Genomic DNA, 25,203 nt, shown 5'->3' with positions numbered 1-25,203 from the left:
AGTGCTCGGGCGCCCGTAGCTCAGCAGGATAGAGCACCAGATTCCTAATCTGGGGGCCATGGGTTCGAATCCCGTCGGGCGCACCATTTTCCTAGAGCGTTGATGTCATTGCCGTGGTCGGGGACGCTGAGGTCCCCGCCTGCGCGGGGGACGCCGCGAGGTGGCGCGAGAGATCATCCGCTTGCGAATGCGGACCATAACGCCTCACAGATCACGCGACCGGTGCGGTGCCGTTGTGGCACGCAAGGGATGGGGCGCGGGACCGGCTGCGAGTGGCCGGGGGCGGTTCCGAACCCCTTGTCGGCTCAGCCTGATGGTCGGACACATGTGAAAGGACGAAGCTTTGGCAGCGGCTCGCGTACTGCCTTGGCTTCTGGCAAGCGGCTGCGTGAAAAGAACCTGTCGTTTGCGCTGACACAGTCGCACAATCATGGCGGGTTCCGCATCCGCAGCGTCGCTCAGGGTTCGGCGCCGTGCTATCAGCCCTGGGGTGTCCTGTCTGTCCTTGGGTAACGGCAGGGTTTGCCCGGTGGGTCTTGGGCTTTACGCCCCTCGTTGAACCCGCTGCGCACCTGCCCCACCGATCGCGCCGGAAGCTTTCCGCACACAGCATGGGCTTCCGAAGGGAGAGGAGCGGGTTGGCCTTGTGCCCTCTCCTGACCTGTGGGTGGAGCATTTAACCTATATGGTTCTTTTTGTCAAGCTTGTCCGCGCCCCTTTCCTCGTCATCCCGGGCTTGCCCCGGGATCCCGCTTTCTTGGTTCACAGGAAGCGCAGAAGAAAAGCGGGGCCCCGGGTCAAGCCCGGGGCGACGATTGTGTTTGTAGTGTGGTGGTGGTGTGCAGATTACATTTTTGTCTGTGCCGTTTTACCTATTGTGATGCGGGTGAAGGTGAAGGTCCTTGAAACGGCGCGGGATTTGTGATTCAATCGTGACATGAAATCCCGTCGCCCACTTCTCCCGAAAGACAGCCTTGCGCAGTCGATGGCGCTTGTCGTCCTGCTTGTGCTTGCTGCGGTCGGCGTTGCCGGGCCAAGCGGCCTGCTGGCCTGGGGCGAGAACGCGCGGGTGCTTGAACAGCGGCAGAAGGAAATTGCGTCGCTGACAGCTGAACGGGACCGGATAAAGAACCGTGTCGATCTGCTCGATCCTCGCCATGCGGACCCCGATCTTGTCGGCGAATTGCTGCATAGCAATCTCAACGTGACGCATCCTGACGACGTGGTGATGCAGCTCAAGGATTGAGCGGGTCTCCGCCAATGCAGCGGAGGCTTACCGCCGCTTCTGGAACATGGCGTCACTGTAACTCCCGTCCATGCGCGCATCGTCGGGTCCGTAGAGCAGAGTCATCGGATCGGCGCGCGTGAAGCGAAGGGAGCGCGCATGATAGCGCGCAGCGACGGGAGTATCGCTGAAGCGGAAGTGCGCATTCCAGATCGTGAGCCAACCGCCCGGGGCAAGATGGCGATCCAGCGCGGCAACCGTCTGCGCAAAGCGGGAGAAGGGCAGCCAGGCCGAACAGGACTGCGGCGCCTGGCTTTCCAGGGCGCCGTGTCGAAACACTGCCATGGCCAGAATGGCATCGAACGTCTGGCCTTCAAGCACCCCGACGTCGGCGGCCTCGATGTAGGAAATATCGGGGTCAGGGTGCAGCGCGAGGTGCGCCCGCGCGGTCCGGATCATCGCCGGGTTGGGGTCCAGACCGACAATGCGGGCGTTTGGGAACCACCGCCGCAGGCTGCGGACTTCGCTGCCATCACTGCACCCGAAGGAGAGGATGCGCGGGTTGGCGAGGGTCCACAGATGCGCGTCGAGCGCCGTGAAGATCTCGGGGTAGCGATCCTCGCAGGTCGTCGGCCAAGGTTGCAGGATGGCGCTGGAATGGGTGCGCTTCATGCGCGCGATGGCGCGGCGATCGGGGTCTGCCAGGTCCCTGATCCGATCGATCGTCGAACGCACTTGTGGAACTGCAAGCAGCCCGGTGCGTAGGGACGATATCAGGGTTGAGCCGCTTGCCATGGCTTCTGGATTGCGGTTGTGTCCGCTGCGGTAAAGCTGAAACGGACTTTTCCTTACTAGTGACAAAAAGATAGCAATCTATCGGTATGCAGGGGAATGTCGGTGGTGTGTGCTGGTAACATAATCGAAGTAAGTTTTTGTGGCTGAACACGAAGGCGTGACCGAGCAACAGGCCGGCGGCCTTGCCCGGATGCAGTCGGAATCCGAATCAGTCTGGCGCTATGCGATGGCCGACAGGGCGCATGCGGTGATCGATGCTGCGGATTACTTCGCGCTCATGCGCGAGGCGATGATGCGCGCGCAGCAACGGATTTTCCTGATTGGATGGGATTTCGATACGCGGATCATCATCGGCGGCGGCCGGCGATGGTGGAACCTGCCGCGAAGGCGCGTTTCGCCGGCGCGGCTTGGCCCCTTTGTCGTCTGGCTGGCCAACCGTCGCAAGCAACTCGATGTCAGGGTTCTCAAGTGGAACTTCGGCGCCTTGAAGGCCGTCTTTCGTGGCTCGATGATGCTTGATCTGTTGCGCTGGTGGAGGCACCCGCGCATCGTGTTCAAGCTCGACAGCGCGCATCCCCTGGGGTGCAGCCACCATCAGAAGATTGCGGTGATCGACGATCGCTTTGCCGTGTGCGGCGGGATCGACATGGCGGGCGATCGCTGGGACACGCGACAGCACATCGACGACGACAAGCGGCGCAGACGGCCCGGAGGCAAGCTCTATGGCCCGTGGCACGACTGCACCATGCTGATGGAAGGCGAGGCTGCCGCTGTCCTGGGAGCCTTTGGCAGAAAGCGGTGGGAACAGGCCGGGGGTAAGCCGTTCGAGCCTTGCGAGCCGCAACGAGCCTCTCCCTGGCCAACCACGGTGGAGGCTGAATTCCGCAATGTCGAGATCGGCATCGCGCGGACGCGATCACACTTTGCCGAAGCACGCGAGGTGCGCGAGGTGGAAGCGCTGTTTCTCGAGCATATCGCGCGGGCGAAGAAGTTCATCTACTTCGAGAACCAGTATTTCGCATCGCGCAAGATTGCAGAAGCCATCGTGAGGCGGATGGAGGAGCCGGATCCCCCCGAGATCGTGCTCATCAACCCGCAGAGTTCGGATGGCTGGCTGGAGCAGACGGCGATGGATGGGGCACGCATCCGGCTGGTGCGGGCGATCGAGCAGGTCGATCACGCAGGTCGCTTCTCTGTCTGGCATCCCTTCACCGCGAAAGGCACGCCGATCTATGTGCATTCCAAGCTGACAATCGTCGATGACGAGATCCTGAGGATCGGATCGGCAAACCTGAACAACCGGTCGATGGGTCTTGATAGCGAGTGCGATGTGTTCATCGACTGTGCAAGGCCTGCCAATGGTCACTGTGGCGAGGCAATCCGCCGGTTGCGAGTTTCCCTTCTGGCCGAGCATTGCGGTATCGGGCCAGAGCGGGTAGCGGAACTTCTGGACCAGCACGGTTCGATGGCTGCGGCCATCGCTGCTGCTCCGCAGGAGGGCAAGAGACTGGGGCGGTTCGTGCCGCACGACCTTACCGATGCGGAGAAGGCGCTGGCCGACAACGAGGTACTCGACCCAGAGCGTCCGGAGGAAATGCTGTCCTTCTACCGCCGGGGTCTGTTCAGGAGTCGCTTCCTGCGACGGCCTGCAAGGTAGCGGAGGAACGTGATGAGCAGTCTGGTGGGACCTGATGAAGATGACGATCTGGCCCAGGGCAAGCCACCTGTTCCCGAAGATGTCCAGGACGCCATCCGCACGCTGATCCGGTGGTCGGGTGACGATCCGGCGCGCGAGGGACTGCTTGATACGCCCAAGCGCGTCGCCCGTGCCTGGAAGGAATATTGTCTGGGCTATGGCGAGGATCCTGCCAGCCATCTGTCGCGCCAGTTCGAGGAAGTAGGTGGCTACGACGAGATCGTGCTGCTGAAGGACATTCCGTTCCAGAGCCATTGCGAGCATCACATGGCGCCGATCATCGGCAAGGCGGCGATCGCTTATCTCCCGCGGCACAAGGTCGTCGGCATTTCCAAGCTGGCGCGGGTCCTTCATGGGTTTGCGCGTCGCCTGCAGATTCAGGAGCGCCTGACCGCCGAAGTCGCGCAGTGCATCTGGGACAACCTCAAGCCGCATGGTGTGGCGGTGGTCATCGAGGCGAGCCACGCCTGCATGACCGCGCGCGGCGTGCGCACGCCTGGTGTTGGAATGGTGACGAGCCGGATGATGGGCACGTTCCTTGACGATACGCGAAGCCGCAAGGAAGTGCTCAGCCTGATGGGCTATTGAGGCAACCTAGCAAAGAAACATTACAAGTCCGTCGGTTGGTTGCACACAATCGCGGTTCTATCTTGCTTGTGTCACCGGAAAAAAGCCGGGACGTTTGCAGGAGACACAACATGAAGACGCTTGGCTTTGCAGGTCTTGCCGTTGCGCTCGGCTTCAGCGCTCCGGCGATGGGCATGGAGCACTCGACCGTCATCGAGCATGCTGCCGGCCCGATCACAGCCGATTACAGCGGAAAGACAAGGGTCGAGATGAAGCAGATCGGCTCGGCCGGCGGTGCCGGGCGGGCTTCCTCCTTGCGCTGCCAGTGGTCCGTATCGCTTTCGGTCGAGCGGCAGGCACGGGTTGGCGCAAACATGCAGGCAAGTCGTTCGATGCTGCGCGATGACGTGCTTACGGGATCGTCGCCGGGCTGGTGCTCGGAGCGCGGCAATGGCATCGACCGCGTGATCGAGGCGCGCCGCGATGACTTGCGCAGTGCGATGATGGCCATGGTTGCGCAGGATCGCGAAGTGATCCTCGTTGAAGCAGAAGGAGCCCACGCAAGGCAGCGCGAGGGCTGAGGAGAAATGAGTACATGACCCGCATCCACACTCTGAATGGCCTGGCAGTTCTTGGCGTGATCGCTTCGGTGCAGGCGCCGCAAGCGCTGGCTCAATCGGTGGACGTGGGCGTGGAGGCAACTACGGACGAAGTCCGGCGCGGGCTCAGCTGGAGTGACGGAGAAATCTCCGCCTCGGCTGATGCCAGCGTCGGCTTTGCCGGGCTCGATGCCTCGGTGCGCATGGCGGCGCTGCGCAAGTCTGACCGTCATGCCAATGCCGATGTCGTAGGCGACGTGGCTATCGGCAAGGATTGGGAAGCCGGGGCGATCACCCTGCGGACGGAAGCTATCGGGCATTTCTTCGGCGGCGCGGATATCGGCGCCGACTACGGGGAAGTGGGCCTTGGTGCGCGTTATTCGATCGGACCGCTGCAAGTGCGGGCCGATGCGTTCTATGCGCCGAAACAGGACGCGATCGGCGGGGACAATCTCTATCTGAGAGGGTCAGCGAACTTCGGCGTGCCGGCGCTGCCGATCAGTCTTTCCGCATCAGTGGGATACACCACGGGGGACACGAAGGATCTTCGCTCGGCAAGGCTGCGTCCGGCCGGGGACTATGCAGACTGGAGGCTGGGCGTGGAATACAACCAGTTTCCGTTCACGATCGGGCTCGACTACGCTGGCACCGACATCGACACTTCGGGTGTCTCGGTTTCGCCCTTTGCCGATCTCAAGCACGCCGGTGACCGGGTGCTGGGGAGGGTCCGGCTTTCGTTCTGAGTGCTCAAGGAAAAAGGCCCCCGCTTCCGGGGGCCTTTTGATAGATCAGATGTTCTCGATCATGTGCTCGGCGGAGCTGACCTTGAAGTCGCCCGGAGCTTCGACGAACAGCTGCTCGACGACGCCATCGTTGACGACCATCGAGAAACGCTGGCCGCGCTTGCCGAGGCCGAAGCCCGAACCGTCCATGGTAAGGCCGAGCGCTTCGGCGAGGTCACCGTTGCCGTCTGCCAGCATGGTCACGTCGCTCGATCCCGAAGCGGCGCCCCAGGCCTTCATCACGAAGGGATCGTTGACGGCGGTGCAGGCGATCTCGTCGATGCCCTTCGCCTTCAGATCGGCGGCCTTTTCCACGTAGCCGGGGAGGTGCTTGGCCGAGCAGGTCGGGGTGAAGGCACCGGGGACGGAGAACAGCGCCACGCGCTTGCCCTTGAAGTAATCGGCTGACTGCACGGCTTCCGGACCTTCGGCAGTCGCCTTGACGATCTTGACGTCGGGCAGCTTGTCTCCAACAGCGATTGTCATCCCCATCTTCCTTTCGTTGCGCCGGGCGAGGGGGCCCGGACGAGTATGGCGGGTTGGATATAGGCGCGCTGCGGTGGTCTGCAACAGTCCGGCAGTGCGGTAATCCCGAATAGCGATATAAAGACATCTTTATATTAAGTTTGCAGAGTGGGGGCGGGCACGCTATGGGCCCTGCAGGAGCGCGCCGGTACCTTGGTCTGCCGCGCAGATGATTTTTCAGGAGAAAGCTTCGTGGCCAGCGTGCTTGACGCCAAGAACGACTACGTGATCGCCGATATCGGCCTTGCCGACTTCGGTCGCGCCGAAATCAAGATCGCCGAAACCGAAATGCCCGGCCTGATGGCCCTGCGCGAGGAATTCGGCGCATCGCAGCCGCTCAAGGGCGCGCGCATCACCGGATCGCTGCACATGACGATCCAGACTGCCGTGCTGATCGAGACGCTGGTTGCGCTGGGTGCCGAAGTGCGCTGGGCCACCTGCAATATCTTCTCCACGCAGGACCACGCCGCCGCTGCCATCGCCGCTGCCGGCATCCCGGTCTTCGCGATCAAGGGTGAAACCCTTGCGGAATACTGGGACTATGTCGGTTCGATCTTCGACTGGGGTGACGACCAGACCGCCAACATGATCCTCGACGATGGCGGCGATGCCACCATGTTCGCTCTGTGGGGCGCGCGCGTGGAAGCTGGCGAGAAGCTGTTCGAGCCTTCGAATGCCGAGGAAATCGAGTTCGTCCGCGCGCTCAACGCTTTCCTCAAGAAGAAGCCCGGCTACCTCACGCAGTCGGTCAAGAACATCAAGGGCGTTTCGGAAGAGACGACCACGGGCGTCCACCGCCTGTATCAGATCGCCAAGGACGGCAAGCTGCCCTTCCCGGCGATCAACGTGAACGACAGCGTCACCAAGTCGAAGTTCGACAACCTGTATGGCTGCAAGGAATCGCTGGTCGACGCGATCCGTCGCGCCACCGACGTGATGCTGGCCGGCAAGGTCGCCTGCGTTGCCGGCTTCGGCGACGTCGGCAAGGGCTCGGCCGCATCGCTGCGCCAGGGCGGCGCTCGCGTGATGGTCACCGAAGTCGATCCGATCTGCGCACTGCAGGCGGCGATGGAAGGCTATGAAGTTGTCACCATGGAAGAAGCGGTCAAGCGCTGCGACATCTTCGTGACCGCGACCGGCAACGAGGACGTAATCACCGCCGAGCACATGAAGGCGATGAAGCCGATGTCCATCGTCTGCAACATCGGCCACTTCGACAGCGAGATTCAGATCGCTGCGCTCGACAACTACAACTGGACCGAAGTGAAGCCGGGCACCGACCTCGTCGAATTCCCCGATGGCAAGCAGATCATCATCCTTGCCAAGGGTCGCCTGGTGAACCTGGGCTGCGCCACCGGCCACCCGAGCTTCGTGATGAGCGCCAGCTTCACCAACCAGACGCTGGCCCAGATCGAGCTTTTCACCAAGGCCGAGAACTACAAGAACGAAGTCTACGTGCTGCCCAAGCACCTCGACGAGAAGGTTGCGGCGCTGCACCTCGAGAAGCTCGGCGTGCAGCTGACCAAGCTCAGCAAGAAGCAGGCTGATTACATCGGCGTGCCGGAAGCTGGGCCGTTCAAGCCGGACCACTATCGCTACTGATCGTGCGATAGCAGCCAGAACACCAGAGGGCGGCGCGGGAAACCACGCCGCCCTTTCGGTTCTCGGAATGAGTTATACCGGATCGATCAGTATTGTAGAGCGCCGGATTGTAATTCTTGGGGGCAGGCCCTAGCGAGAGGACGATGCCGCTGCTCAACCAGACCATCATGGTGTTGATCGGATTGCTGCTTGCCGCCTGGACCGCAGGGGCAGGCTGGCTGGTGCTTGTTGCACGAGCGCGCGCGCGCAAGGGCGAGGCGGTGCATCGCCAGGCGCGCCGATTGGCGAGGATGGTCGATGAATCGCCCGCCCTGCCATTGCTGGTGCGCGCCGATGGCAGGATTGAAGGCCCTGCGCGGCTTGCCGGATGGTTCGGCTTCGAGACGATGCCCGGCTACCTGACCGAACTGGACGCAGAAGGTGCAGGCTTTGACGAGGTGCAGCTTTCGCAATTGAGCGACGCTGTGCGAAAGGCGCAAAAGACCGGCGCGTCCTTCAGGCTGGCGCTCACGCCCAAGGATGGCAAACGCAGCCTTTCGGCCCAGGGACACCTGGCCGACCCCCAGATCTCTCCGGGTGGTGCAGCCTTGGTCTGGTTTTTCGACTTCTCGGAAAGCCAGGAAGAGCTGGTCCGGTTACGAAGCGAGACGACTGCGGCACGGGCGGATTTTGCCGGCCTTTCGGGCCTGATCGAGGCGGCTCCCTTGCCGATGTGGTTTCGCGGGCCGGACCTGCGCCTGCGTCTTGTCAACAGCGCCTATGTGAAAGCCGTTGGTGCTGCGAGCGCCGATGTGGTTATCGCTCAGGGCATCGAACTGATCGAACCGGTGGATGGTCTCTCCGCATCCCAGGTTGCCCGCCAGGCGCAGTCTCGCAAGGTGCCGATCGAGCGTTCGCTGCTGGCAACGATCAAGGGGCAGCGCCGCGCGGTGCGCGTCACGGACCTGCCGTTGGGCGAGGACGGGATCGCCGGATACGTCGTCGACATCGAGGAAATGGAGGAGCTGATCCGCCAGTTCCGCCGCTTCCGCGAAGCGCAGCGCGAAATGCTCGATACGCTCTCGGCGGGCATTGCCCAGTTTGACGAGAAGCGAAACCTGGTCTTCGCAAACCAGCCTTTCCTGCGCATATTCGGTGTGCCCAAGGCCTGGGTGGTGGATACACCGCCGTTCGACCGGGTCATTGACCGGATGCGAGATGCGGGCAGGTTGCCGGAAGTCCGCGATTTCCCCGAGTGGCGCCGCGAAAGGCAGGCCTGGTTCCTCGCCCGCGTGCCAATCGAGGAATCCTGGCACCTTTCCGGAGGGACCCATCTGCGCGTGGTCGGCCAGCCCATGCCGGATGGCGGGCTGTTGATGATCTTCGAGGATCGAACCGAACAACTGCAGCTCTCGGCGACGCGGGACACCCTGCTGCGGACGCGAACGGCAACTTTCGACAATCTGTTCGAATCGCTCGCCGTTTTTGCACCTGACGGCAAGCTGCAGCTGTGGAACCGAAGGTTTGCTGCAGATTGGGGGCTTGAGGAGGAGTTTCTCACCACCCATCCGCGGGTCGACGTTCTGCTTAACAGGCTGGCAACGCAACTTAAACGTCCCGCGCAGATTGGCACGATAGCGCAGGTTATCCAGGCGGCGACGCTGGAGCGCAAGCAGCGTTCCGGCCGGTTGACGCTTGCGGATGGACGCCATTTTGCCCTCGCTGGCGTGCCGCTTCCGGACGGGAACGGGATGCTCACGGTCCTGGACATCACCGACAGCCAGAAGGCCGAGGCGGCGCTGCTCGAACGCAATGCGGCGCTGGTCGAGGCCGACGCGGTGAAGACGCGGTTCATAGCGAACATGAGCTACGAATTCCGCACGCCCCTCACTTCGATCGGAGGCTTTGCCGAGCTTCTGCAAAGTGGCATCGCCGGGGATCTGACGCCCCAGCAGGACGAATATGTTTCGGCAATCCTCACTTCGGTCGCGCGGCTTGGGGAGCAGATCGAGAACGTGCTCGACCTTTCGCAGAGCGAGGCCGGAACGCTGCCGCTGGAACAGGAGCCGGTGGAGATATTCCCGTTGCTGACCGAAGTTGTCAACGAACGTGGAGAGCGGATCACGGCTGCTGGCCTTGCCCTCGATCTGCGCGGCGACAAGAGCGCCGGAACCGTGATCGGCGATGCCCGCAGGTTGCGTCGGGCCTTTGGGCAACTGGTTGACAATGCCGTGGCCGCTACACCCGAGGGCGGCAGGATCCTTGTCGTTGCCTCCCGAAGCAAGGGGGGACCGCTCCAGGTGGTCGTGTCCGACAATGGCCGCGGCATGGAGCCTGCGGTCCTTGCCCGCGCTCTTGAGGGGCTGAAGCTCGATGCCGAAGGCAAGGCGGTGGAGCGCCGGCAGGGGCTCGGCCTGCCGCTGGTTCGCCAACTGGTGGAAGCGCATGGCGGAACACTGGAGCTTGTGTCCGAGCCCGGCCTTGGCACCAGCGCCATCGTGGTGCTGCCGTGATCTTCGAGTTGCCCGACCTGGACAGTTCGGCTGTTCTCGCCCGCGAGATCGCCGCGAAACTGCGCCCGGGCGATGTGATTGCCCTCTCTGGCGGCCTGGGCGCGGGAAAGACAACCTTGGCGCGATCCATCATTGCCGCACTGGGACACGCCGGAGAAGTGCCCAGTCCCAGCTTTGCCATCATCGAGCTTTATGATCCGCCGTCGGTGCGTCTGCCCCTGGTCCACGCAGACTTCTACCGCCTGGACGATCCGTCCGAGGCGGAAGAGATCGGTCTGGATGACTATCGCGAAGGCGCGGCGCTGCTCGCTGAATGGCCGGAAAATGCCGGGGGCTTCGCGCATGAGCCCGGATGCCTTTCGATCGTGCTGGAATCCACGGAAAACGGCAGGCGGGCCATTGTAACGCCGGGGCGCGATTGGATAGAGCGAGTACCATGGACCTGACTATTCCTTCGGGCGTCGACGCCTTCCTGAACAAGGCAGGCTGGATCGGCGCTACTGTCGAGCCACTGCCGGGCGATGCATCGTTCCGTCGTTACTTTCGTATTCGCCGATCAGCGGGCAATGCGATGCTGATGCACGCGCCGCCGCCCAATGAGGATCCCGAGCCGTTCCTTCGCGCTGCCAAGTGGCTCGATGCGAATGGCCTGCGCGCGCCCCATGTCCTTGCCGAGGATCCGGCGCAGGGCTTTGTCCTGCTGGAGGATTTCGGTGACGTGCGCATGCGCGAATACCTCGATGCCTGGCCGCAGGATGAGGAAGAAGTCTATCGGCATGCCATCGACGCCCTGCTGCAGCTGCGCAAGCTGCCTGCGGGGCCTTTCACGGGATATACGCTGGCCGAGTATCAGCGCGAGGCTCGCCTGTTCATCGAGTGGTACGTGCCTACCCAGTCCCTCTATGTCGACGGGCGGGGCTGGAACGCGGCCTGGGAAGAGGTCCTGTCGCACCTTCTTCCGCGTCAGCGCCCCGGGGTCACTGTCCTGCGCGATTATCACGCCGAGAACATCATGCTGCTCAACGGCCTGGATCGACAGGGGCTGCTGGACTTTCAGGATGCCCTGAACGGCCACTCGGCATACGATCTGGTCTCGCTGCTGCAGGATGCGCGCCGGGATGTCTCGCCGGAACTCGAAGCCAGCATGCTGGACTATTACCTGCAGAAGACCGGCGAAGGCGACGATTTCCTGGCGGATTACGCCCGGCTTGGCGCGCAAAGGAATGCCAAGATCGTCGGCATCTTCGTGCGGCTTTGGAAGCGCGATGGCAAACCGCGCTACCTTGACTACATTCCTCGCGTCTGGGCTCTGCTGGAACGCGATCTCGCGCATCCGGCACTGGCTCCGGTTGCCGCCTGGTTCGATGCCAATATTCCGGCAGACCTGCGGGCCAGCATGGGCGGATCGTTTAGGGTATGAGCAAGCCTCTTGTCAGCGACGTGGCCATGGTTCTTTCGGCGGGCCTTGGCAAAAGAATGCGCCCGCTTACGGCCACGCGGCCAAAGCCTCTGGTGCAGGTGGCGGGCAAGCCCTTGATCGACCATGCGCTGGACAAGCTTGAGGAAGCCGGCCTGGCCCGGGCCGTGGTCAACGTCCATTATCTTGCCGACGCGATGGAAGCGTATCTGGCGCAACGCAAAAGCCCGGCCATTTCCATTTCGGACGAGCGGGCGCAGCTGCTGGAAACCGGCGGGGGCATGGTCAAGGCATTGCCCTTGCTGGGGACCGATCCGTTTTTCTGCCTCAACTCCGACAATATCTGGCTAGACGGGCCGCGGAACGTCTTTGCCCACCTTTCGGATCATTGGGACGCCGACAGGATGGATGCGTTGCTGCTGCTCGTGCCCCATGCGCGGGCGTTCAACTATCGCGGGAAGGGGGATTTCCACATGGATGCCCTGGGCCGGATATCGCGCCGTCGGACCGGTCGTGTGGCGCCTTTCATTTACAGCGGCATCCAGATTGTTTCGCACCGCCTGCTCCGTGACGCGCCGGAAGGTCCGTTCGGAACGATGGTGCTGTGGCAACGGGCCATCGAAGAGGGGCGGCTTTACGGATTGTCCCACCAGGGACTGTGGTATGAAGTGGGCGAACCCCAGATGATCGCCCCAACCGAGGCTGCGCTGAAGCGCGACTGACATGGCCGAGTTTTCCACCCGTCCGCGTGTCTGGTCCATCGCGGCGCACAGGGGTTTTGCCGACGCCTTGGTCGCCGGCCTGGTCCCTCGTTATCGCGAGGATCGGTTTGGCCTCGCGCGCCTGACGCTGCTGCTGCCAAGCCAACGCGCAATCCGCACGGTCACCGAAGCTTTCGTGAGGATAAGCGGGCAGGGACTGTTGCTGCCGCGCATGGCGGTAGTGGGCGACCTTGACCTCGACGAGACGCTGGGACCGTTGCTTGACCCGATCGGTGCCGGGGCGGGGATTCCCGATGCCGTGGACCCAGTACACCGGCTGCTCAAACTCTCCGCGCTGATCCGCGACGAACTGGGCGACGAAGCGCCCGGTGAAGCTGCCTTGCTGCGACAGGCCAGAAGCGTGGCACAAAGCATCGACCGGCTCCTCGTTGAAGGGGTGAGTCCCGAGGACATGCTCGACGAAGGCATCCTCGGCCTCTCGTCGGAACTGTCGGAGCACTGGCGGGAAAGCACCAAGCTGTTCGCCACCGTATTCTTCAAGTGGAAGGACGAACTGGCGCGGCTGGGCAGGATCGATGCGCCCGAACGACGCAATCTGCTTTTGGCCCACGCGGCGCAGGTGTGGAGGGAAACCCCGCCTGCCCATCCCGTGATCGCTGCGGGCGTAACCTCGGCCTCGCCTGCGGTCGCGAATTTGCTTCGGGTGATTGCGGATCTTCCGGACGGCGGCGTCATTCTGCCCGATCTTGATCTTGCGATGGATGTATCGGTCTGGGACGCGCTCGGGTCTGCAGGCGGACCTGACGGCAAGGTATTTCAGCGCGGGGATGTCGTAACGCATCCGCAGTATCACCTGAAGCTTCTGCTGAACCGCATGGGGATCGGGCGAGGCGAGGTTGAGCCGTGGCACCGTTCTGGCCTTGCGCCTGCGCCGCCGGAACGCAGCCGCGCAATCTCGAATCTCTTCCTGCCGCCGGAAGCCAGTGCTGCTTGGGCTTCGCTCGAGGCGAGGGAGCGCCGTCTTTCCGGCGTTCGGATGATGGAGAGCGCCAACCCGGAGGAAGAAGCGCAGGCCATTGCCGTGTTGGTCCGCGAAGCTCTTGACGAGCCAGAGCGCCGCGTGGCGGTGATCACGACGGACCGCAGTCTGGCGGCGCGGGTCGTGGCGCATCTTGGCCGCTGGAATATTGGCGTGGACGATACGGCCGGCCGGCCATTGCCGCAGACGGCGGCAGGCAGGGTGATCCTTCAATTGGCCGAAGTCGTTGCCGAGCGGGCCGCACCCGTCCCGCTGCTTGCCTTGCTTGGCCACCCGCTGGTCTGCGCAGGCGAGGGCAGGGCGAAATGGCTCGAGCGGGTGCGACAGCTGGATCTGGCCCTGCGTGGCCCCCGACCCGGCCCCGGACTGGCTGCCATCCGGAGCAAGGCGAAGGAACATGAAAAGCGGTATCCGGGTCTTGCAGACTGGTGGTCGGTCGTCGAGGACCTGCTGTTTCCGCTGCTGTCGCTCGATGGCCACGCGTCGCTGGATGCGGCGCTGATAGCTCTGTCCGAAGTGGGAGAAGCGCTGTGCGGGCAGGGGCTGTGGGCGCAGGCCGATGGGCGCTGTCTCGCGCAGTTCATCGAGACCTGGCGCGAAGCTGCTTCAGAGCATCCAGGCCTTTTGCCGCCCGAAGAACTGCCGGCACTGTTGCGCGATGCCATGGAGGAAGTCTCCGTCCGCCCGTCCTATGGGGGGCATCCGCGTCTGGCGATCTACGGCTTGCTCGAAGCGCGGATGAGCCGCGCCGATCTTGTCATCTGCGCTGGCCTGACCGAGGGCTCCTGGCCAGGCAGCCCGGCGACTGACCCGCTGCTGGCACCTGCCATCCTCCGCGCTCTGGGCATCCCGGGCGCCGATTTCCGCATCGGTCTTTCTGCACACGACCTTGCTGCTGCATTGGGAGCGCCCGAAGTCGTGCTCAGCCATGCGCACCGCGATGCAACCGGTCCGGTCATTCCTTCGCGCTTCCTGCTGCGAATTCACGCAATGCTTGGCGAGCAGCTTCGGCGCGAGACGCGCGCGGTCAGCCTTGCCCAAGCGTTGGCCGATCCCGAACCGGAGCAGCCTCACCCCCGGCCGCACCCCATGCCCAGTGCGGAGCAGCGGCGCGTTCCGATTGCGGTTACCGCACTGGACCGGCTGCGCGGCGATCCGTACCAGTTCTATGCCTCGGCGATCCTTGGTCTGCGTAGCCTGGATCCGGTCGATGCCGATCCGACGCCTGCCTGGAAAGGCACCGCAGTTCACGATGTGCTGAAGGCATGGCACGATGGCGGCGGCCGTCCCGGCGAACTCGTGCCGCTTGCCGAACGCATGTTCGACGAGATGAGCGCCCACCCCTTCATGCGGGCGATGTGGAAGCCGCGCCTGATCGATGCCTTGCTGTGGATCGAGGAGGAAACGGACCGCCTTGCCGGCGAAGGCCGCGACGTTCTGGCGATCGAGCGCAAGGGCGAGATCATGGTTGACGGCATCCGCATTCACGGCCGTGCAGATCGTATCGACAGGCTGGCCGACGGAACGCTGGCCGTAGTCGACTACAAGACCGGCACGCCGCCATCGGGCAAGATGGTCGCGCAAGGATACGCCCTTCAGCTTGGCCTCATTGGCATGATCGCCCGTGGCGGTGGCATGGAAGACGTCTCGGGCGAGCCAACGAAGTTCGAGTACTGGTCGCTTGGCCGGAACAAGGATCGCGGCTTTGGCTACATGAAATCTCCCGTCAAGGAAACGGCGCGGCAGACCGGCCTGTTGCTCGAAGAGTTCCTGCCCGAAACCGAGCGTTTCCTGCGTGAAGCGATTGCGCGTTGGTTGCTTGGCAGCGAGCCGTTCACGGCGCGGCTCAATCCCGATCTTCCGGGCTACAGTGATTTTGACCAGCTGATGCGTCTCGACGAATGGCAGGGTCGCGAAGAGGAAAGCGGCCAGTGAGCAAGGTCTATCCCCTCAGGGACAATCAGGCGCATGCGGTCCATCCGCAGCGCACCGTCTGGCTATCTGCGTCCGCAGGGACCGGCAAGACGCAGGTCCTTTCCGCGCGCGTTCTGCGCCTGCTTCTGCAGGAGGGTGTCGAACCCGAGCAGATCCTTTGCCTGACTTTCACCAAGGCGGGTGCCGCCGAAATGGCGACGCGCGTCAACGAGGTTCTCGCCAGCTGGGTGCGTCTTCCCGAGATCGAGCTCGCCGCGCAGTTGAAGGCGATTGGCGCGCCGTTCGGACCCGAAACCGTGGCCCGCGCGCGCAGCCGCTTTGCCGCCGTGCTCGATTGCCCCGGCGGCGGTCTCAGGATCGAGACCATTCACGCCTTCTGCCAGTGGCTGCTTGCATCTTTTCCCGTGGAGGCGGGATTGCGACCGGGCAGCCGAGCCATGGAGGACCGCGACAGGGCACTGCTGGTTCGGCAAGTGCTGGCCGAATTGCTGGTTTCGGCCGAAATCGAGGGCGACGAGGCATTGATCGACGGTCTTGCCTCGCTCTCGCGCCGGATGAGCGAGGATCAGGTGGAAGCCTTTCTGCTGCGTTGCGCCGGTGCACTGGATCTGTGGACAGGGCCGGGCGCATGGCAACCGCCACTGCGCCCGCGGATCAACCGCGTGATCGGGCTGGGCGAGGATGACGGGCCGGAGAGCCTTGCCGCCATGTGCGCCGATGATCGGTTCGATTGCGAGTCCGTCCGGCGCTGCATGGAGATGAACAGCGCCTGGGGCACCAAGAGTGGTATCGAAACCGCGAACACCCTTGGCGACTGGCTCGCCGCGGGCCCGGAAGGGCGCCTGAACACCTTTGCCGCGCTGAAGAGCCAGTTTCTCACGGCCAAAGATGAAGCCAAGTCGACCACGAACATCGAAAAGAAGCAGCCCGGATATGCCGACTGTGCCGCGCGGGTCATTGCCTGCGTCGAGGCAGTAAAGGCCCGCAAGGCACAGCTTGATCTTGCCGACCTGCTCGAGACAGCGCTTACCATCGGTCGCCGTTTTGCCCTGGCCTGGAGCGATGCCAAGGCGCGCGAGGGCTTCATCGATTTCGATGACCAGATCCGCACCGCCGCTGACCTTCTGACCAAGCGCACCAGCGCCGAATGGATCCGCTTCAAGCTCGATCGCCGCTTCGACCACATCCTTGTCGATGAAGCGCAGGACACAAATGCCTCGCAGTGGGAGATCGTGCTCGAAGGGCTGGTGTCCGACTTCTTCACCGGCGAAGGCCAGCGTGGGCCTGCCGTGCGCACGCTGTTCGTGGTGGGCGATTACAAGCAGGCCATCTTCGGTTTTCAGGGGACGAGTCCCGAGAACTTCGCGCAGGCGAGCCTTCGGGTCAGGGAGCAACTCGATCAGGTCGCGCAGATCCTCTCCGACCCGGACCGCAAGCTGCTCGAACTCGGGCTGGGCCAATCGTTTCGCACCTCAAGGCCGATCCTCGAATTCGTCGACCGTGCCATCGATCATCTGGGGTGGGATCGGCTGGGCCTTGATCGCAAGCCCGAGCGCCATGTCGGTCTGGATATCCCCGGCACGGTCGGCCTCTGGAAGATCGTCGGCGATGATGCGCCGGACGAGGAGGATGACGGTGGCGGGGGCGACCAGGGAGGGGGAGACGAGGGCGCCGAAAGCTGGCTCTCGCGCCCTGATCGCAAGCTGGCGGACCAGATCGCGCTGCAGGTGAAGGCGTGGATCGACAGCGGCTTCCCACTGGGCAAGGCTCAGCGCCATGCCGGTGCGGGCGACGTCATGGTCCTGGTGCGCAAGCGCAAGGAACTGGCGGGGCTGATCGTGGCACGTCTGCACGCGCGCGGCGTGCCAGTGGCGGGCGTGGACCGGCTGCGGCTTGGCGCTCCGCTTGCGGTGAAGGACCTGGTGGCCGCGCTGCGCTTTGCCGCGCAACCGCTGGATGACCTGAACCTGGCTGCGTTGCTGGTTTCTCCGCTGATCGGGTGGTCGCAGGAAGACCTGCTCGAACACGGCTATCGCAGGCAGGGCGTGCGGCTGTGGGACTGGCTGCGCCAGAACGAGGGGCCTGCGACTTTCGCAACGATGGAGCAATTGCGCAGCCTGCTTGCCCGGGCCGATTTCGATCCGCCGCAAGTGCTGCTGCATTGGTTGCTAGTGGGGCCTTGGGATGGCCGTCGCAGACTGGTCGCACGCCTTGGGCGTGAGGCCAACGATCCGATCGACGAACTGCTCAACGCAGCGATCGCGTTTTCCAGCGCCAATGTGCCCAGCCTGATCGGCTTCCTGCAGTGGTTCGACGCCGGGGAGGGTGAGCTCAAGCGCGAGGCAGGCAAGGCTGATGGCCTGGTGCGGGTGATGACCGTGCACGGATCGAAGGGGCTGCAGGCGCCGATCGTGATCCTCGCCGATGCTGCGGATGATCCGGACCTGTCTCCACCCCGCGGTCTTGAGCTTGTCGAAGACGTTCTGGGGTCCGTGCGCAAGGTCCCCCTGCCGTCGCTACGAAAGGGGGAGAAGGCACCCGCTGTTCTCGAGGCGGAGGCAGAAGCCAAGCTCGCCGAGCGCGAGGAGCATTGGCGTCTGCTCTATGTGGCGATGACGCGTGCCGAGGAAGCCCTGTTCATTGCAGGGGCGAAGGGCAAAAGGCGCAGGAAGGGGGCAGGTGACCTTCCCGAGGACAGCTGGTACGCACAACTCGAGCCGCTGTTCGAGGGCGATTGGCGCAGCGATCCGCTTTGGGGCGCGGTCAAGCAGATCGGCGGTCCTGCCAGCCTGAAAGGCCAGCCGGCCAAGCGATCCGGACGTTCTGCGCGGATTGAGGTCCCGGAGGTGTTGCGCGCTGCAGTCGGCCCCGAACCTCGCCCGCCGCGCCCGCTTGCACCTTCATCGCTGGGAGAGGACGAGGCCCCGGATCCGCCAGCGCCGCCCGGTCCTCATGCCATGCTGGCGGCAAGACGCGGGACGCTGCTGCATCGCCTTATCGAGCGTCTTCCGGAACTTCCGGTCGAGCGGCGACAGGAGGCTGGTCTCGCCTGGCTTGCCCGGATGGCGAGCGATTTCGACAATTCGGACCACGTGGCCATGGTGGCGGATGCCATAGCGGTAATCGACCAACCGGGCTGGAACGACGTCTTCGGCCCGGATTCCCTGGCTGAAGTGCCGCTGGCAGCGGTCGTCGGAGGCCGCGTCGTGAGCGGCACGGTGGACCGCCTTGTCATCTCGGACAAGGGCATACGGATCGTGGATTTCAAGACAGCGCGCCGCCCTCCGGCCTCGCTCGAGGAGATTCCTGCGGCCTACATCCGCCAGATGGCCGCCTATGTTGCCGCGCTTGAAGCAATACACCCCGGCCTGCCGGTTGAAGCTGCGCTGCTCTATACCCACACGCCGCAATTGTTCGTTATTCCCGATGACCTGATCGCAGCGCAAAAGCTGCGCCTTGCCGGGGTTCAGGAATCCTTGTCCGGCTGATCTGTTGCACCGCGCGCGCGAGTGCCTAGATTGCCCTCAACCACACAGGAGTTTCACGCAATGTCGACCAAGGCCGTTTCCGACGCCACTTTTGCCTCCGAAGTTCTGGGCAGCAGCAAGCCCGTCCTCGTCGATTTCTGGGCGGATTGGTGTGGGCCGTGCAAGATGATCGCCCCCGCGCTTGAGGAGATTTCCGAGGAACTGGCCGACAAGGTCGAGATCGCCAAGGTCGACATCATGGAGAACACCGATACGGCCAGCCAGTTCGGCGTGCAGTCGATCCCGCTGCTGATCCTGTTCAAGGACGGTCAGCCGGTCGCCCAGAAGCTGGGTGCTGCGCCGAAGAGCCAGATCAAGGGATGGCTCGAAAGCGTTCTTTGATTTCGAAGCAATTGCCCCCGCGAAAGCGGGGGTTCTTGTATCAGGCCGGCATGCGCGAAAGACGCTCGGCCAGTTCGTCGAACAGCCTGGGACTTGCCGCGCCGATCAGCCCGGGTTCCAGATGGCGATCGACGCGGTAGGGCGAACCGTCAGGTCGCGCTGCCTTGCCGCCTGCCTCGTTCAGGAACAGCACGCCTGCGGCATGATCCCACGCCAGTGTCTTCTCGAACAGGGACACGTCATTCTGGCCAAGAGCTATGCGGGGATACTGCTCGGCGGCGCAACGGGGGATATCGACCAGCGTGTAGTGCGGCGCGATATGCTCCATCAGCGACGCGCGCTTGGACTTGTCGACAAAGACCAGCGAGATCGCGGCAATCGGCGTGTCATTGCCGCTGCCTCGCGCGGTCAGCTTCTCGCCGTTGACCCAAGCGCCCTGGCCGCGATGCGCGGTGCACAGACGGCCCGAGAGCGGGTCGTAGATCCAGCCTGCAACAGTTTCGCCGCCTTGCGCCAGGGCAACCAGGATACCGAACGGCGGCTTGCCGACCGCATAGTTGTTCGTCCCGTCGAGCGGGTCGATGATCCAGCACAGCTTGTCAGACAGGCGATCGAAGATTGCCAGATCAGCATGGGCCGCTTCCTCACCGACGATCGCCGCCTCGGGCAGGATCCTTGCCAGCCCTTCGGCCAGCATGATTTCGCTTTCGGTGTCGGCAATGGTGACGACATCGTCGACCGCCTTGTTGCTCACCTCTTCAATGGCCAGCCGCTGGTAGTGCTTCAGCAGCGTCTTTTCCGCAGTGTCCCGCATGAGGGCGGCCACTGCATCGTCAAGGGACCGGCTCAAGACCGGTAATCCGCATTGATCGAAATGTAGCCGTGCGTCAGGTCGCAGGTCCAGACCGTGGCCGAGCCTTCGCCCAGGCCGAGATCGACCTCTATCGAAATCTCGCTGCCCTTGAGATGCGCGGCGACGGGCGCTTCGTCGTAATCGGCCAAGGGCTGACCGTCACGCGCTGCCCAAGTGCCGCCGAACCCGATCGAGAGGCGGTCGCGATCGGCTGGTTCGCCAGCCTTCCCCACGGCCATGACAACCCGGCCCCAGTTGGCGTCCTCGCCTGCGATGGCGGTCTTGACCAGCGGCGAGTTGGCGATGGCAAGCCCCACCTTGCGGGCGCTCTCGTCGGACACCGCGCCGGTAACGCTGACGGCGATGAATTTCTGCGCGCCTTCGCCATCCTTGACGACGAGGTGGGACAGCTCGCGACATACCTGTTCAAGCGCGGCGGCGAAGGCATCGGCACCGGGGCTGTCGAAGCTGGTCAGTTCGGCGTTTCCTGCCTTGCCGGTGGCGAAGGCGAGCACGGTGTCACTGGTCGAGGTGTCGCTGTCGACAGTGATGCATGAAAACGTCCGACGGTTTGCGGCCGAGAGGCACTCCTGCAGGAATGCCGGGCTGACGGCGGCATCGGTGAAGATATAGCCCAGCATCGTTGCCATATCGGGCGCGATCATGCCGCTGCCCTTGATGATTGCACTGAACGTCACACGGGTATCGCCGATCATCGCCGAAGCGGTCGCGCCCTTGGTGAAGGTGTCCGTGGTGCCGATGGTCCGGGCGGCGTCTTCCCATGAGCAGACTTCGGCCTGGAGTGCGGCTTCGATCCCCGCACGGGCCTTGTCCTTGGGCAGCGGCACGCCGATCACGCCGGTGGAGGAGACGAAGACCTGGTCCTTTTCGCAGCCGAGGTGTGCGGCGACTTGCGACATGATCTGCTCGACCGCCTCGCGGCCGCGATAGCCGGTGAAGGCGTTGGAGTTACCGGCGTTCACCACCAGCGCGCGGGCCTTGCCCTGCTGGACGTTCTGCCGACCAAGTTCCACTTCTGACGAGCAGCACACGTTGCGCGTGAAGACGCCCGCAACCGCCGTGCCCTCGGCAAGTTCGACATAGGTGAGGTCGCAGCGGCCCCAGTCCTTGTACCCGGCGCGCGCGATGCGCGGGGTTGCGCCTGCAATGGCCGGCAGGGCGGGGAAGGGCGTTGCGAGCGGGGAAACGGCGTCAGACATGGCGATGCGCCTAGCGCGCAGGCGCTTCCGGTTCAAGTTATGCGCAGAACACGGGTTTGTCGGCTTGTGCTTTGCAATGCACCTTGTAGCCTCAGTGGATGAATTCGATCCGATTTCTTGCGGCCTGCGTGGCCTTTGTCGTTGTTCAGCAGAATGCATCGGCCGCGGAGCCACAATCCCCCAAGCCCATGGGAAACCCGGGCGAGTGGGTTACCACCCATGATTATCCTTCCGAAGCCCTTCGGAACGAACAGGAGGGCACCGTCGCCTTTCGCATTCAGGTCGGAACGGACGGAGTTCCGTCCGGCTGTGAAGTCACCATGAGCAGCGGAAGTGCATTGCTTGATAGTGCCACGTGCGACCTGATCCAGTCACGGGCGCGTTTCAGCCCTGCCATGGATGGGCAGGGAAGGGCCGTCGTCGGGACCTATTCGAATTCGGTACGCTGGACGATCCCGGATGATCTTGTCCCGGCCTCGATTTCACCCACAACGCAAGTGCTGGCGTTTGTCGTTGACGAGCAGGGCAACGTGACCAACTGCCGCCAATCCATCACTACGCCGTCAGGTACGAGGGAGTTGCCAGGCGCCGGACCGTGTCCCGGCGGGCCCCCGAAAATGGCTCCGTTCAAGGACAAATCTGGAAAGCCGGTAAAAAGGCAGGTGCAGGTCACCACGAAGATAGAGGTGTTTGACGTCGCGCCTTGAGAGCTTTCCATATGGACGAACCGCGACGGAATGCCTATCTGTTGCGGCAATGCGCATGCTTCTTGCCCTTTTGGCCCTGATTACGGGTCTTTCCCTGCCCGAGGCGGCGCTTGCCGTCTCGCGCACGGAAGTGGCCGAAGCAGGCATGGCGACAGGCGCTTCAACTTCTGTCGAGCAGCGCCAGCAGCGTTGCGCGGCCCGCGGTGGCGCGGTGCCGCAGAAGCGCACGAATGCCCGCCGCAAGACGGTGTGGCTGCCCGCTCCGGCACTGATCCGGCCTTGCGGCATTGAATTGACTGACCGCGCGCGCGAATAGCGCCACGGACAGCATACCCTTACCGGCACGACACTGTCCGACGCTGCGCGCCGATGATGCGCATGGCCAACTACATCACAGATTCAACAGGAAAATCCGCCCATGTTCGGCTCTATCGCCAAGGCCTTGTTTGGCTCTTCCAACGATCGTTACGTCAAGTCGCTCGACAAGCTCGTTCGCCAGATCGCGGGTTATGAACCACACCTCCAGGCGCTTTCCGACGAGGAACTGGCTGCCCAGACGCCGAAGCTGCGCCAGATGCTGGCCGAGGGCAAGACGCTCGACGACATCATGCCCGAAGCGTTTGCCACAGTCCGCGAGGCTTCGGTCCGCACGCTCGGGATGCGTCACTTTGATGTGCAGATGATTGGCGGCATCGTGCTTCACCGCGGCGAGATCGCCGAGATGCGCACCGGCGAAGGCAAGACGCTGGTTGCGACACTGGCGGTCTATCTCAACGCGCTGGAAGGCAAGGGCGTCCACGTCGTCACCGTGAACGACTACCTCGCCCGCCGCGACGCCGAGACCATGGGCGTGCTCTACAGGTTCCTCGGGCTGACGGTTGGCGTGATCGTGCCGAACCTCAACGAGGAGCAGCGCCGCGAGGCTTACAATTCGGACATCACTTACGCGACGAACAACGAACTCGGGTTCGACTACCTGCGCGACAACATGAAGCACGAACGATCGCAGATGGTGCACCGCCCGTTCAACTTCGCGATCGTCGACGAAGTGGACTCGATCCTTATCGACGAGGCGCGCACGCCGCTGATCATTTCGGGGCCGACCGACGACAAGAGCGATCTCTACATCTCGGTCGACGCCATCGTGAAGCAGATCCAGCCCGATCTCTACGAGGCGGACGAGAAGACCAAGAACATCACGCTCACCGAAGATGGCGTCGAGTGGGTCGAGCGTGCGTTCGAGGAAGCCGGGTTGCTGGTCGGCTCGAACCTCTATGACGTCGAGAACACGATGGTGGTCCACCATCTCGACCAGGCTCTCAAGGCCAACGTCATGTTCAAGCGAGACATCGACTATATCGTCAAGGACGACAAGGTCGTGATCATCGACGAGTTCACCGGCCGTATGATGGACGGCCGGCGCTGGTCGAACGGCCTGCACCAGGCGGTAGAAGCCAAGGAAGGCGTGCGGATCGAGCCCGAGAACCAGACGATGGCCTCGATCACGTTCCAGAACTACTTCCGCATGTACCCGAAGATTTCGGGCATGACCGGCACGGCTGCCACCGAAGCGCCGGAATTCTTCGACATCTACAAGATGAACGTCGTCTCGATCCCGACGAACGTGCCGGTGCAGCGGATCGACGAGGAAGACGAGTTCTACAAGAACACGCTCGACAAGTTCGCGGCCATCGCGAAGCTGATCCGCGACAAGTACGAAAACGGACAGCCGGTGCTGGTCGGCACCGTGTCGATCGAAAAGTCGGAGCTGCTTTCCGAATTCCTGACCAAGGAAGGCGTGAAGCACAACGTCCTGAACGCCCGCTTCCACGAGATGGAAGCGCACATCGTGGCGCAGGCGGGCCGCCTTGGTGCGGTGACCATTGCCACCAACATGGCGGGCCGCGGCACCGACATCCAGCTTGGCGGCAATGTCGAGTTCCGCATCGAGGACGAACTGCGCGATCTGCCCGAAGGCCCGGAGCGCGATGCCGGGATCGCCCGGATCAAGGCTGAAGTCGCCGAGGAAAAGGCCAAGGTGCTTGCCGCCGGCGGTCTGTGCGTGATCGGCACCGAGCGTCATGAGAGCCGCCGCATCGACAACCAGCTGCGCGGTCGTTCGGGGCGTCAGGGTGACCCGGGCATGAGCAAGTTCTACCTCTGCCTCGAGGACGACCTGCTGCGTATCTTCGGCCCTGACACGCTCTTCGCCAAGATGATGAACAACAACCTTGCTGATGGCGAGGCGATCGGTTCGAAGTGGCTGTCGAAGGCTATCGAGACCGCGCAGAAGAAGGTCGAGGCGCGCAACTACGACATCCGCAAGCAGGTCGTCGAATACGACGACGTGATGAACGACCAGCGCAAGGTCATCTACGAGCAGCGCGCCGACATCATGGATGCCGAAGCCGTGGGCGATGTCGTGACCGACATGCGTCACGATACGGTAAACGCCATCGTCGGCGACGCCTGCCCTCCCGGCTCCTATCCCGAACAGTGGGATGTCGAAGGCCTCAAGGGCAGGGTGCGCGATGTTCTGGGCCTCGAGGTTCCGATCGAGGACTGGATGCAGGAAGAGGCGATCGAGCCGGATACCATCGAGGAGCGCATCCAGACGCTCGCCGACGAGCATATGGACCGCAAGATCGGCGAGATCGATCCGGTGGCCTGGCGCAGCCTCGAGAAGTCGATCCTGCTTGAGCGGCTTGATCATCACTGGAAGGAGCACCTCGCGACGCTCGACGCGCTTCGCCAGGTCGTGTTCCTGCGCGCTTACGCACAGAAGACGCCGATCAACGAGTACAAGCAGGAAGCGTTCGGCCTGTTCGAGAAGATGCTCGATGCCATCCGCGAGGATGTTACGCGCATTCTCACGACCAGCGAGATCCGCCTTCGCCCGTCCGAGGAATTCCAGCTGCCCGAACTGCCGGATTTCCTTACGAGCCACATCGATCCTTTCACGGGTGAGAACGACGCGGCTCCTCTGGCGCCGGCGCCAACCATGTTCGGCGCTCTGCCTCCGCAGGCTGGCGGCGGGCTGACCGTCGGTTCGTCGGCGGTGGATCCCTATGCGGGCCAGGGCATCAGCCGCAACGCGCCCTGCCCATGTGGTTCGGGGCAGAAGTACAAGCACTGCCATGGCGTTGCCGCCTGACCAC

Annotated in this window: 20 protein-coding genes and 1 tRNA gene; 17 read left to right on the top strand and 4 right to left on the bottom strand. The window is 63.4% G+C overall.

The window, feature by feature from the left end:
• Nucleotides 1–9: 9 nt before the first annotated feature.
• Together IM701_RS08060 and IM701_RS08055 are read left to right on the top strand one after the other, a co-directional pair.
• Nucleotides 10–86 (top strand) — tRNA-Arg (locus IM701_RS08060).
• Nucleotides 87–937: 851 nt separating this feature from the next.
• Nucleotides 938–1,246: a septum formation initiator family protein gene (locus IM701_RS08055; protein WP_193826622.1), complete on the top strand. Its 309-nt coding sequence runs from the start codon at nucleotides 938–940 to the stop codon at nucleotides 1,244–1,246.
• A gap of 27 nt (nucleotides 1,247–1,273) precedes the next feature.
• Here IM701_RS08055 and IM701_RS08050 read toward each other — a convergent pair whose 3' ends face one another.
• The gene (locus IM701_RS08050; RefSeq protein WP_039332224.1) at nucleotides 1,274–1,960 is read right to left on the bottom strand and encodes a trans-aconitate 2-methyltransferase; all 687 of its coding nucleotides are present in this window, start codon (nucleotides 1,958–1,960) and stop codon (nucleotides 1,274–1,276) included.
• 199 nt (nucleotides 1,961–2,159) lie between these two features.
• Here IM701_RS08050 and IM701_RS08045 point away from each other — a divergent pair, with 199 nt between their 5' ends.
• The 4 genes from IM701_RS08045 to IM701_RS08030 all read left to right on the top strand — a co-directional run bounded on the left by IM701_RS08045 (nucleotide 2,160) and on the right by IM701_RS08030 (nucleotide 5,625).
• On the top strand, nucleotides 2,160–3,677 hold the full coding sequence (locus IM701_RS08045; RefSeq protein ID WP_230487615.1) for a phospholipase D-like domain-containing protein: 1,518 nt from the start codon (nucleotides 2,160–2,162) through the stop codon (nucleotides 3,675–3,677).
• 12 nt (nucleotides 3,678–3,689) lie between these two features.
• Nucleotides 3,690–4,304 (top strand): GTP cyclohydrolase I FolE, encoded by a 615-nt coding sequence (gene folE, locus IM701_RS08040; protein WP_039332226.1) that lies wholly within the window; start codon nucleotides 3,690–3,692, stop codon nucleotides 4,302–4,304.
• 110 nt (nucleotides 4,305–4,414) lie between these two features.
• On the top strand, nucleotides 4,415–4,864 hold the full coding sequence (locus IM701_RS08035; RefSeq protein WP_193826621.1) for a hypothetical protein: 450 nt from the start codon (nucleotides 4,415–4,417) through the stop codon (nucleotides 4,862–4,864).
• A gap of 14 nt (nucleotides 4,865–4,878) precedes the next feature.
• Nucleotides 4,879–5,625, top strand: a complete 747-nt coding sequence (locus tag IM701_RS08030) for a TorF family putative porin (RefSeq protein WP_039332229.1) — start codon at nucleotides 4,879–4,881, stop codon at nucleotides 5,623–5,625.
• A 45-nt stretch (nucleotides 5,626–5,670) separates the two neighbouring features.
• Here IM701_RS08030 and IM701_RS08025 read toward each other — a convergent pair whose 3' ends face one another.
• Nucleotides 5,671–6,150, bottom strand: coding sequence for a peroxiredoxin (locus IM701_RS08025; RefSeq protein ID WP_039332231.1), 480 nt, complete (start codon nucleotides 6,148–6,150; stop codon nucleotides 5,671–5,673).
• Nucleotides 6,151–6,381: 231 nt separating this feature from the next.
• On the opposite strand from IM701_RS08025, the gene ahcY reads away from it, so the two are divergent.
• The 8 genes from ahcY (at nucleotide 6,382) to trxA (ending at nucleotide 19,265) form a co-directional block, all read left to right on the top strand.
• A complete protein-coding gene (gene ahcY, locus IM701_RS08020; protein WP_193826620.1) occupies nucleotides 6,382–7,791 on the top strand; it encodes an adenosylhomocysteinase in 1,410 nt (469 codons plus the stop codon).
• A 143-nt stretch (nucleotides 7,792–7,934) separates the two neighbouring features.
• The gene (locus IM701_RS08015) at nucleotides 7,935–10,283 is read left to right on the top strand and encodes a PAS domain-containing sensor histidine kinase (protein ID WP_193826619.1); all 2,349 of its coding nucleotides are present in this window, start codon (nucleotides 7,935–7,937) and stop codon (nucleotides 10,281–10,283) included.
• The gene (gene tsaE / locus IM701_RS08010) at nucleotides 10,280–10,729 is read left to right on the top strand and encodes a tRNA (adenosine(37)-N6)-threonylcarbamoyltransferase complex ATPase subunit type 1 TsaE (protein ID WP_039332235.1); all 450 of its coding nucleotides are present in this window, start codon (nucleotides 10,280–10,282) and stop codon (nucleotides 10,727–10,729) included. Before IM701_RS08015 ends, tsaE begins: the two co-directional genes overlap by 4 nt.
• Nucleotides 10,720–11,703, top strand: a complete 984-nt coding sequence (locus tag IM701_RS08005) for an aminoglycoside phosphotransferase family protein (protein WP_193826618.1) — start codon at nucleotides 10,720–10,722, stop codon at nucleotides 11,701–11,703. The genes tsaE and IM701_RS08005 overlap by 10 nt, the downstream gene beginning before the upstream one ends.
• Nucleotides 11,700–12,422, top strand: coding sequence for a nucleotidyltransferase family protein (locus IM701_RS08000; protein WP_193826617.1), 723 nt, complete (start codon nucleotides 11,700–11,702; stop codon nucleotides 12,420–12,422). The genes IM701_RS08005 and IM701_RS08000 overlap by 4 nt, the downstream gene beginning before the upstream one ends.
• A 1-nt stretch (nucleotide 12,423) precedes the next feature.
• Nucleotides 12,424–15,396 (top strand): double-strand break repair protein AddB, encoded by a 2,973-nt coding sequence (addB, locus tag IM701_RS07995; protein WP_193826616.1) that lies wholly within the window; start codon nucleotides 12,424–12,426, stop codon nucleotides 15,394–15,396.
• Nucleotides 15,393–18,884, top strand: a complete 3,492-nt coding sequence (addA, locus tag IM701_RS07990; RefSeq protein ID WP_370584290.1) for a double-strand break repair helicase AddA — start codon at nucleotides 15,393–15,395, stop codon at nucleotides 18,882–18,884. Before addB ends, addA begins: the two co-directional genes overlap by 4 nt.
• A gap of 60 nt (nucleotides 18,885–18,944) precedes the next feature.
• Nucleotides 18,945–19,265 (top strand): thioredoxin, encoded by a 321-nt coding sequence (trxA, locus tag IM701_RS07985; protein ID WP_039332242.1) that lies wholly within the window; start codon nucleotides 18,945–18,947, stop codon nucleotides 19,263–19,265.
• A gap of 40 nt (nucleotides 19,266–19,305) precedes the next feature.
• On the opposite strand, the gene IM701_RS07980 is transcribed toward trxA, so the two are convergent.
• Both IM701_RS07980 and argJ read right to left on the bottom strand, forming a co-directional pair.
• Nucleotides 19,306–20,115, bottom strand: a complete 810-nt coding sequence (locus IM701_RS07980; RefSeq protein ID WP_039332244.1) for an inositol monophosphatase family protein — start codon at nucleotides 20,113–20,115, stop codon at nucleotides 19,306–19,308.
• Nucleotides 20,112–21,338: a bifunctional glutamate N-acetyltransferase/amino-acid acetyltransferase ArgJ gene (argJ, locus tag IM701_RS07975; protein WP_193826614.1), complete on the bottom strand. Its 1,227-nt coding sequence runs from the start codon at nucleotides 21,336–21,338 to the stop codon at nucleotides 20,112–20,114. The genes IM701_RS07980 and argJ overlap by 4 nt, the downstream gene beginning before the upstream one ends.
• Nucleotides 21,339–21,436: 98 nt before the next feature.
• Here argJ and IM701_RS07970 point away from each other — a divergent pair, with 98 nt between their 5' ends.
• The 3 genes from IM701_RS07970 (at nucleotide 21,437) to secA (ending at nucleotide 25,199) form a co-directional block, all read left to right on the top strand.
• Nucleotides 21,437–22,045, top strand: a complete 609-nt coding sequence (locus IM701_RS07970) for an energy transducer TonB (protein WP_193826613.1) — start codon at nucleotides 21,437–21,439, stop codon at nucleotides 22,043–22,045.
• A 55-nt stretch (nucleotides 22,046–22,100) separates the two neighbouring features.
• Nucleotides 22,101–22,361, top strand: a complete 261-nt coding sequence (locus IM701_RS07965) for a hypothetical protein (RefSeq protein ID WP_193826612.1) — start codon at nucleotides 22,101–22,103, stop codon at nucleotides 22,359–22,361.
• Between the two features lie 102 nt (nucleotides 22,362–22,463).
• Complete coding sequence (secA, locus tag IM701_RS07960) at nucleotides 22,464–25,199, top strand: preprotein translocase subunit SecA (protein ID WP_062344563.1); 2,736 nt, start codon at nucleotides 22,464–22,466, stop codon at nucleotides 25,197–25,199.
• The last annotated feature ends 4 nt before the right edge of the window (nucleotides 25,200–25,203 follow it).

Source organism: Novosphingobium sp. ES2-1 (assembly GCF_015169775.1).
GTDB lineage: Bacteria > Pseudomonadota > Alphaproteobacteria > Sphingomonadales > Sphingomonadaceae > Novosphingobium > Novosphingobium subterraneum.
Note: the sequence above shows the minus strand (reverse complement) of the source record. Positions and strands in the feature narration are given on the sequence as shown.

Coding starts and splice junctions, on each gene's coding strand:
- IM701_RS08055 (WP_193826622.1), top strand. CDS start 938: ATGAAATCCCGTCGCCCACTTCTCCCGAAAGACAGCCTTGCGCAGTCG.
- folE (WP_039332226.1), top strand. CDS start 3,690: ATGAGCAGTCTGGTGGGACCTGATGAAGATGACGATCTGGCCCAGGGC.
- IM701_RS08035 (WP_193826621.1), top strand. CDS start 4,415: ATGAAGACGCTTGGCTTTGCAGGTCTTGCCGTTGCGCTCGGCTTCAGC.
- IM701_RS08030 (WP_039332229.1), top strand. CDS start 4,879: ATGACCCGCATCCACACTCTGAATGGCCTGGCAGTTCTTGGCGTGATC.
- IM701_RS08025 (WP_039332231.1), bottom strand. CDS start 6,150: ATGACAATCGCTGTTGGAGACAAGCTGCCCGACGTCAAGATCGTCAAG.
- IM701_RS08015 (WP_193826619.1), top strand. CDS start 7,935: ATGCCGCTGCTCAACCAGACCATCATGGTGTTGATCGGATTGCTGCTT.
- IM701_RS08005 (WP_193826618.1), top strand. CDS start 10,720: ATGGACCTGACTATTCCTTCGGGCGTCGACGCCTTCCTGAACAAGGCA.
- IM701_RS08000 (WP_193826617.1), top strand. CDS start 11,700: ATGAGCAAGCCTCTTGTCAGCGACGTGGCCATGGTTCTTTCGGCGGGC.
- addB (WP_193826616.1), top strand. CDS start 12,424: ATGGCCGAGTTTTCCACCCGTCCGCGTGTCTGGTCCATCGCGGCGCAC.
- trxA (WP_039332242.1), top strand. CDS start 18,945: ATGTCGACCAAGGCCGTTTCCGACGCCACTTTTGCCTCCGAAGTTCTG.
- argJ (WP_193826614.1), bottom strand. CDS start 21,338: ATGTCTGACGCCGTTTCCCCGCTCGCAACGCCCTTCCCCGCCCTGCCG.
- IM701_RS07970 (WP_193826613.1), top strand. CDS start 21,437: ATGAATTCGATCCGATTTCTTGCGGCCTGCGTGGCCTTTGTCGTTGTT.
- IM701_RS07965 (WP_193826612.1), top strand. CDS start 22,101: ATGCTTCTTGCCCTTTTGGCCCTGATTACGGGTCTTTCCCTGCCCGAG.
- secA (WP_062344563.1), top strand. CDS start 22,464: ATGTTCGGCTCTATCGCCAAGGCCTTGTTTGGCTCTTCCAACGATCGT.